The following is a 7,687-nucleotide window of genomic DNA, read 5'->3' on the forward strand; positions in this document are numbered from 1 at the left end:
GCGGGCGCGCGGGTGAGTGTGGTGGCCTGTGACGTGGCCGACCGGGATGCCCTGGCACGGGTGATCGGGCAGATCCCGGACGACGTGCCGCTGCGCACGGTCGTCCACGCCGCCGGAGTGAGCACCGGGACCGTCACCCTGGAGTCCCTGACGACGCGCCGGCTGGACGAGGAACTCGCGGGCAAGGCAGCCGGTGCGCGGCATCTGGACGAGTTGACGGCCGGTGCCGCGCTGGACGCGTTCGTGCTGTTCTCGTCGGGCGCGGCGGCGTGGGGCAGCGGTGGCCAGGCGGGTTACGCGGCTGCCAACGCCTTTCTGGACGCCCTCGCCGCGCACCGCCGGGCCCGGGGCCGCACCGCCACCTCGATCGCCTGGGGCGCGTGGAGCGGAGCCGGCATGGTCGGAGCGACTCCCGGGCACGACGGCCGTCTGAGGCGGCTCGGAGTCGTGCCCATGCGGCCGGACCTCGCCGTCTCCGCGCTCCACCGGGCCCTGGACGAGGACGAGACCGCGCTCGTCGTGGCGGACCTGGACTGGCCCCGCTTCCTGCCGACGTTCACCGCGACGCGTCCGAGCCCACTGCTGTCGGCCCTCCCCGAAGCCGCCCGGACGGACGCGCCGGCCCGGCCGGCCGAGACGGAAGGCCAGGACCAGGACCCGGGGCTCACGGCGCGGCTCGCGGACCTGGCGGCACGGGAACGCTCCGCGTTCCTGGTGGAACTCGTCCGGAAACACGCCGCCGAGGTCCTGGGACACACCTCCGCGCAGGCGATCGCCACCGACCAGGCCTTCCGTGACATGGGCTTCGACTCCTTCACCGCTGTCGAGCTACGCGTCCGGCTCGCCCGGGCCACCGGGCTGACCCTGCCCGCCACAGTGGTGTTCGACCACCCCTCGGCCCTCGGTCTGGCCGCACACCTCGACGCGCTCCTCGGCGGCACGGGAACGGAGGAGGACACCGCCGCTCCCGGAGCGCCGTCCGCTCCGGCAGCCGACGACCCCATCGCGATCGTGGGAATGGCCTGCCGGTACCCGGGCGGAGTGACCGGCCCGGACGACCTGTGGCGGCTCGTCGCCACGGGCACGGATGCGATCACGCCGTTCCCCGCCGACCGCGGCTGGGACCTGGCGGCGCTGTCCGTCCCCGGCGGACCCGGGTTCTCCGCCGCCCGCAACGGCGGTTTCCTGCGCGACGCGGGCGAGTTCGACGCCGACTTCTTCGGAATCTCCCCGCGCGAGGCCCTGACCATGGACCCGCAGCAGCGGCTGCTGCTGGAGACGAGCTGGGAGGCGCTGGAACGGGCGGGCATCGACCCGCACGCCTTGCGCGGCAGCAGGGCCGGAGTCTTCGTCGGCGTGACCGACCAGGGATACGGACCCCCGTTGCACCACCCCGCCGAGGACGGGGAGACGCACGTGCTCACCGGCACGGCGCCCAGTGTGGCCTCCGGACGCGTCTCCTACGTCCTGGGGCTCACAGGTCCCGCGCTGTCGGTGGACACGGCGTGCTCCTCGTCGCTGGTGGCGCTCCACCTGGCCGCGCAGTCGCTGCGCCGCGACGAGTGCTCCCTGGCCCTGGCGGGTGGCGTGACCGTGATGGCGACACCCGGTCCCTTCGTGGCGTTCACCCGACAGGGCGGCCTGTCACCGGACGGTCGGTGCAAGTCCTTCGGACAGGGGGCCGACGGAACAGGCTGGTCCGAGGGCGTCGGCGTGCTCGTGCTGGAACGGCTGTCCGACGCCAGGCGCAACGGCCACCGGGTCCTGGCGGTGATACGCGGCTCGGCGGTGAACCAGGACGGCGCCTCGAACGGACTGACGGCGCCGAACGGCCTCGCCCAGGAGCGGGTCATCCGGCAGGCCCTGGCCGACGCCGGACTGCGGCCGTCCGAAGTGGGCGCCGTGGAGGCCCACGGCACAGGGACCCGGCTGGGTGACCCGATCGAGGCGCGGGCATTGCTCGCGACGTACGGCCAGGACCGCTCCGGTGAGGAGCCATTGTGGCTCGGGTCACTCAAGTCCAACATCGGCCACGCCCAGGCCGCCGCAGGCGTGGCCGGCGTGATCAAGATGGTGAAGGCCCTGGAACACCGGGTGCTGCCCCCGACCCTGCACGCGAAGACGCCCACCTCCGAGGTGGACTGGGAGGCGGGCGCGGTGCGCGTGCTGGACGAGGCGCGCGCGTGGGAGGGGCCGCTGCGCGCGGGCGTGTCGGCGTTCGGGATCAGCGGCACCAACGCCCACCTCGTCCTGGAGGCCGCGCCGGGCGTGCCCGACGACCGGCCCTCCCGGTCCGGCGAACCCCCGCGGCCGGTGCCCTGGTTGGTGTCGGCACACACGGAGGGCGCGCTGCGCGACCAGGCGCGCGCCCTGCTGGACCAGGTGGAGGGCGCCGACGTCCGCGACCTCGGGTTCTCGCTGGCCACGACGCGCACCCTGCTGCACCATCGTGCGGTCGTGGTCGCACGCGGTGCGGAAGGCTTCCGGGCGGCCCTGGCCGCGCTCGCGGCGGGCGATCCGCCGCACCCCGTCGTGACAGGACCCGCGGCACCCGGTGGGCTGGCCTTCCTCTTCTCGGGGCAGGGCGCACAACTGCCGGGGATGGGTGCGGAACTGGCCGCCGCCTTCCCGGTGTTCGCCACCGCGTTCGCCGAGGCGAGCGCGGGCGTGGGCGGCGTCCGGGTGGACGACGCGGACGTGCTGCGGGGCACCGCCATGGCGCAGCGGGCGCTGTTCGCCTTCCAGGTGGCCCTGTACCGCCTGTGGGAGTCGTGGGGCATGGTGCCCGACGCCGTGATCGGCCATTCCGTCGGAGAGGTGGCGGCCGCACACGTGGCGGGTGTCCTGTCCCTGGAGGACGCGTGCCGTCTGGTGGCCGCACGCGCCGATCTGATGGAGCGGCTGGCCCGCGACGGCGGCGTGATGGTGTCGGTGCGCGCCTCGGAGGAGGAGGTGACGGGCACGCTCGCGGACGGGGTGTGCGTGGCCGCGGTCAACGGACCCCGGTCGGTGGTCCTGTCGGGTGACGCCGAAGCCTTGGAGACGTACGCCACCCGCTGGCCCGGGGCCCGCAGACTCCGGGTGAGCCACGCCTTCCACTCCCACCACATGGACGGCATGCTCGACGCCTTCGCCGCGGTCGTGGGCGGCCTGACGTTCCACCAGCCGTCCATTGCCCTGCTCGCGGCGGGCGACGTGACGGAGCCGGACCACTGGGTGCGGCAGGTCAGAGAACCGGTGCGGTTCTTCGACGGCGTGCGCGCGGCACTGGCGCGCGGAGTCCGCACGTTCTGCGAGATCGGGCCGGACGCCGTGCTGACCGCCCTGGCGCAGGAGTGCGCCGACGACGTCCCCGGCGTCCGGTGCGTGCCCAGCGCACGGCACGGCAGTCCCGAGGACGTCCAGACGGTCACGGCACTGGGCGAGTTGGCCGCACACGGGGTCACCCCCCGGTGGGAGACCGTGTTCCCCGGGGCACGCCTGACCGATCTGCCGACCTACACCTTCCAGCGCCGCCGCTACTGGCTCGAACCACGGGAACCGGACAGCGAGTTCTGGACTCTCGTACGACGCCAGGACCTCGGCGCCCTGACCAGGAGCCTGCGCGTCGACGGCGACCCCCGGCTGAGCGAGGTGCTGCCCGCGCTGGAACGCTGGCACCACAGGAGCGGGGACGGTGCGGCGCTGGACCGCTGGCGCTACGCACTCGCGTGGGAAACCGTCGTCACCGACCCGTCCGCGAAAGACATGGCCGGCACCTGGCTCGTCGTGCCGTCCACCGTCGACGACCCCCTCACGGAGGCCGTGGTCACGGCACTGGACGTGCGGGGAGCGGAGCCGGCCGTGGTCCGCATCGAGGACGTCCCGGCCCGGGTCGCGCAGCGGCCGGTCGCCGGCGTCGTCCTCCTCCTGCCCGCGGCCGGCGGATCCGACGCGACGGACGGACGCACGCCGGTGGCCGGTCTCGACGAGGCGGCCGGCATCGTGGACCTGACCCGCCGGATGGCCGCCGAGGAGGCCGCCGCTCCGCTGTGGTTCGTCACCCGCGGTGCCGTCGCCGTCGACGGGGACGACCCGGTGAGCGGCCTGGGACACTCCCTGCTGTGGGGCCTCGGCCCGGTGCTCCGCGACGAGCGTCCCGAGCTGTGGGGCGGTGTCGTGGACGTACCCGTCGCACCGTCCGCTGCCGCGACGGAGCTGCTCGTCACGGCGCTCGCCTCCGGCCGGGACCAGCTCGCCGTCCGGGACGACGGACTGCGCACCCGCCGCCTCGTACGTACCTCGTACGACGGGACCCCCTGGCGCCCGGCCGGGACGGTGCTCGTCACCGGCGGCACGGGCGCCCTGGGCCGGCACGTGGCGCGGTGGCTCGCGGCCGAGGGAGCCGCGCACGTGGTGCTGGCCGGCCGCCGCGGGAACGACGCCCCCGGTATCGCTGAGCTGTGCGAGGAACTGGCGGCAGACGGTGTCAGGGCGACCGCCGTCGCCTGCGACATCCGGGACCGGAGCGCGTTGGCCGACCTGCTGGACCGCTACCCCCCGGACGCCGTCGTGCACGCGGCGGCCGTCGTCGACGACACCACCCTCGAAGGCCTGACCCCGGCCCGCATGGAACCCGTACTGCGCGCCAAGGCCCTTGCTGCCTGGCATCTGCACCAGCTCACCCGTGCGCGCCCCCTGACGGCGTTCGTGCTGTTCTCCTCGGTCGCCGGCACACTCGGCACCGCCGGGCAGGGCAACTACGCGCCGGGCAACGCCTTCCTCGACGCGCTCGCCGCCCACCGCCGGGCCCTCGGCCTGCCCGCCACGTCGATCGCCTGGGGCCCCTGGGCAGGGGACGGGCTGGCCGCGGCGGACGCCGTCGCCGGGGCGGCCGGCCGGCACGGCATGAGTCCCATGGAGCCGGCGCTCGCCGTCCGGGGGCTCGCCGCCACCGAAGCGGCGTTCGCCGTCGTCGCGGACGTCGACTGGGAACGCTTCCCGGCCGAGCGGGTCACGCCCGTGGTGGCCGGGCTCGTTCCCGACCGCGCGGCCGAGCCGGCAGCGGCCCTCGTCGACCGGCTCTCCGGGCTCTCCGAGCCGGAGCAGGAGCGTCTGGTGCTGCGGACCGTGCGGTCCGCGCTGGCTGCCGTACTGGGCCACCGCGACCCGGGCGCCCTCGGTGAGGACCGTACGCTGACCGAACTCGGGCTGGACTCCATGACCGCCGTCGAACTGCGCAACCGTCTGCGCGCCCGGACCGGCCTGGAACTGTCCGCGACTGTCGCCTACAACCACCCGACCGCCGAGGAGCTGGCCCGCCACCTGCACGACCGGCTGCGCCGGCAGGCGGCCACCGTGCGGCCGTCGGTGACCGCGGAACTGGACCGGCTGGAAGCGGCCGTGGCCGCTCTCCCCCCGGACGCCGACGAGCGCGCACCCCTGGCACAGCGACTCCGCGCGCTGCTCGGCGAGGTCACCCGCACCCCGGCAGGCGAGCGTGACCTGGACCAGGTCACCCAGGACGAGCTGCTGGCCCTCATCGACGACGAATTCGGAAGGTAGTAACCCTCGCATGGCGAACGAAGAACGGCTCGTGGAGTACCTCAAGCGGGTCACCTCCGATCTGCGCGAGGCACGCAGGCAACTGCACACACGGAGCGAGCCCCTCGCGATCGTGGGCATGGCCTGCCGCTTCCCCGGCGCGGTGGAGACCCCCGAGCAGCTGTGGGACCTGGTGGCAGGAGAGGTCGACGCGCTGTCCGACGTGCCCCCGGGCCGTGTCTGGGACCTGGAGTCGCTGTACGACGCCGACCCGGACACGCCCGGCCGCTCGTACGTCACGGCCGGTGGCTTCCTCTCCGAGGCCGCGGCGTTCGACGCGGACTTCTTCGGCATCTCGCCACGTGAGGCGCGGGCCATGGACCCGCAGCAACGGCTGTTGCTGGAGACCTCCTGGGAGGCGCTGGAGCGCGCCACCATCGTGCCCGGCTCGCTGCGCGGGGCCCAGGTCGGCGTGTTCGTCGGATCCAACGGACAGGACTACGGCCGTCTGCCCCTCCCGGACGGCCTGGAGGGCTACGTCGGCACCGGCAGCTCGGCGAGCGTCATGTCCGGAAGGATCGCCTACACGCTCGGTCTGGCGGGCCCCGCCGTCACCGTGGACACGGCCTGTTCGTCCTCGCTGGTCGCCCTCCACCTCGCCGCACAGGCACTGCGCCAAGAGGAGTGCGGTCTGGCGCTGGTCGGCGGCGTGACGGTGATGTCCACACCGCAGGCGTTCGTCGGCCTCAGCAGACAGCGCGCACTCTCCGCGGACGGCCGGTGCAAGGCGTTCGCCGAGGCCGCTGACGGCACCGGCTGGGGTGAGGGTGCGGCAACGCTGGTGGTGGAGCGGCTCTCCGACGCGCAGCGGCTCGGCCACCCCGTCCTGGCCGTGGTCCGCGGGTCCGCCGTCAACCAGGACGGTGCCTCCAACGGGCTGACGGCCCCCAACGGCCCCGCGCAGGAGCGTGTGATCCGCTCGGCCCTCGCCCAAGCCGGGCTGCGGGCCTCCGACGTCGACGCGGTGGAGGCGCACGGCACCGGCACCCGCCTCGGCGACCCCATCGAGGCGGAAGCGCTGCTCGCCGCCTACGGTCAGGAGCGGGACCGGCCGCTGTGGCTGGGTTCGGTGAAGTCGAACATCGGGCACACCCAGGCGGCAGCGGGGCTCGCGGGCGTGATCAAGATGGTGCTGGCGATGCGGCACGGCGTCCTGCCCCGGACCCTGCACGTGGACCGCCCGACCTCGCACGTGGACTGGACCATGGGACGCGTGGAGCTGCTGACGCGGGCCCGGCCCTGGCCCGGGACCGACACCCCGCGGCGCGCCGGGGTGTCCTCCTTCGGCATCAGCGGCACCAACGCCCACGTCGTCATCGAGGAGCCTCCCGAGGCCCCGGACGAGGAGACTCCCCGACAGCCGGACCGCGCATTCGAGGCCCGGCAGGGCCACGGGCCCCTGCCCTGGGTCCTGACGGCCCGGGGGAACGCCGCGCTGCGTCAGCAGGCCCGCAACGTCCTCGCGCTGGCCGACCGCGCACCCGGCGACGTCGGGTACTCGCTGGCCGCGACGCGGACGGCTTTTCCGGACCGTGCGGTGGTGGTCGCGGAGACGCCCGAGGAGTTCAGCGCCGCTCTGTCCGCGCTGGCCGGAGGGAGTACGTCGGACGGCGTGGTGTCGGGTGCGGTCGCCGCTGGGGCGGGCCGGACGGTGTTCGTGTTCCCGGGTCAGGGGTCGCAGTGGGCGGGGATGGCGGTGGAGCTCCTGGAGTCCTCGCCGGTGTTCGCGGCGCGGATGGCGGAGTGTGAGGCGGCGTTGTCGCCGTTTGTGGAGTGGTCGTTGTCGGAGGTGGTGGCCTCTGGTGAGTTCGGCCGGGTGGACGTGGTGCAGCCGGTGTTGTGGGCGGTGATGGTGTCGCTGGCGGCATTGTGGGAGTCGGTGGGGGTGCGGCCGGCCGCGGTGCTGGGCCACTCCCAGGGTGAGATCGCGGCTGCCGTGGTGTCGGGTGCGTTGTCGTTGGAGGACGGTGCGCGGGTGGTGGCGCTGCGTTCGAGGGCGATCACCGCGCTGGCGGGCCGGGGCGGGATGGTCTCGGTCCCCCTCCCGGTGGAGCAGGTGCACGGCCTGCTGCCGGAGGGTGTGTCGGTGGCGGCGGTGAACGGG

Annotated in this window: 2 protein-coding genes; both read left to right on the forward strand. The window is 74.5% G+C overall.

The window, feature by feature from the left end; all coding sequences use genetic code 11:
• The coding region (locus IE294_RS45880; protein ID WP_189895260.1) for a type I polyketide synthase at positions 1 to 5,544 on the forward strand (5,544 nt) is incomplete at its 5' end.
• 10 nt (positions 5,545 to 5,554) lie between these two features.
• A partial coding sequence (locus IE294_RS45885) for a type I polyketide synthase (protein WP_189895261.1) occupies positions 5,555 to 7,687 on the forward strand: 2,133 nt, incomplete at its 3' end.

This window comes from Streptomyces canarius (assembly GCF_014650735.1).
In the GTDB taxonomy this organism is placed as follows: domain Bacteria; phylum Actinomycetota; class Actinomycetes; order Streptomycetales; family Streptomycetaceae; genus Streptomyces; species Streptomyces olivaceoviridis.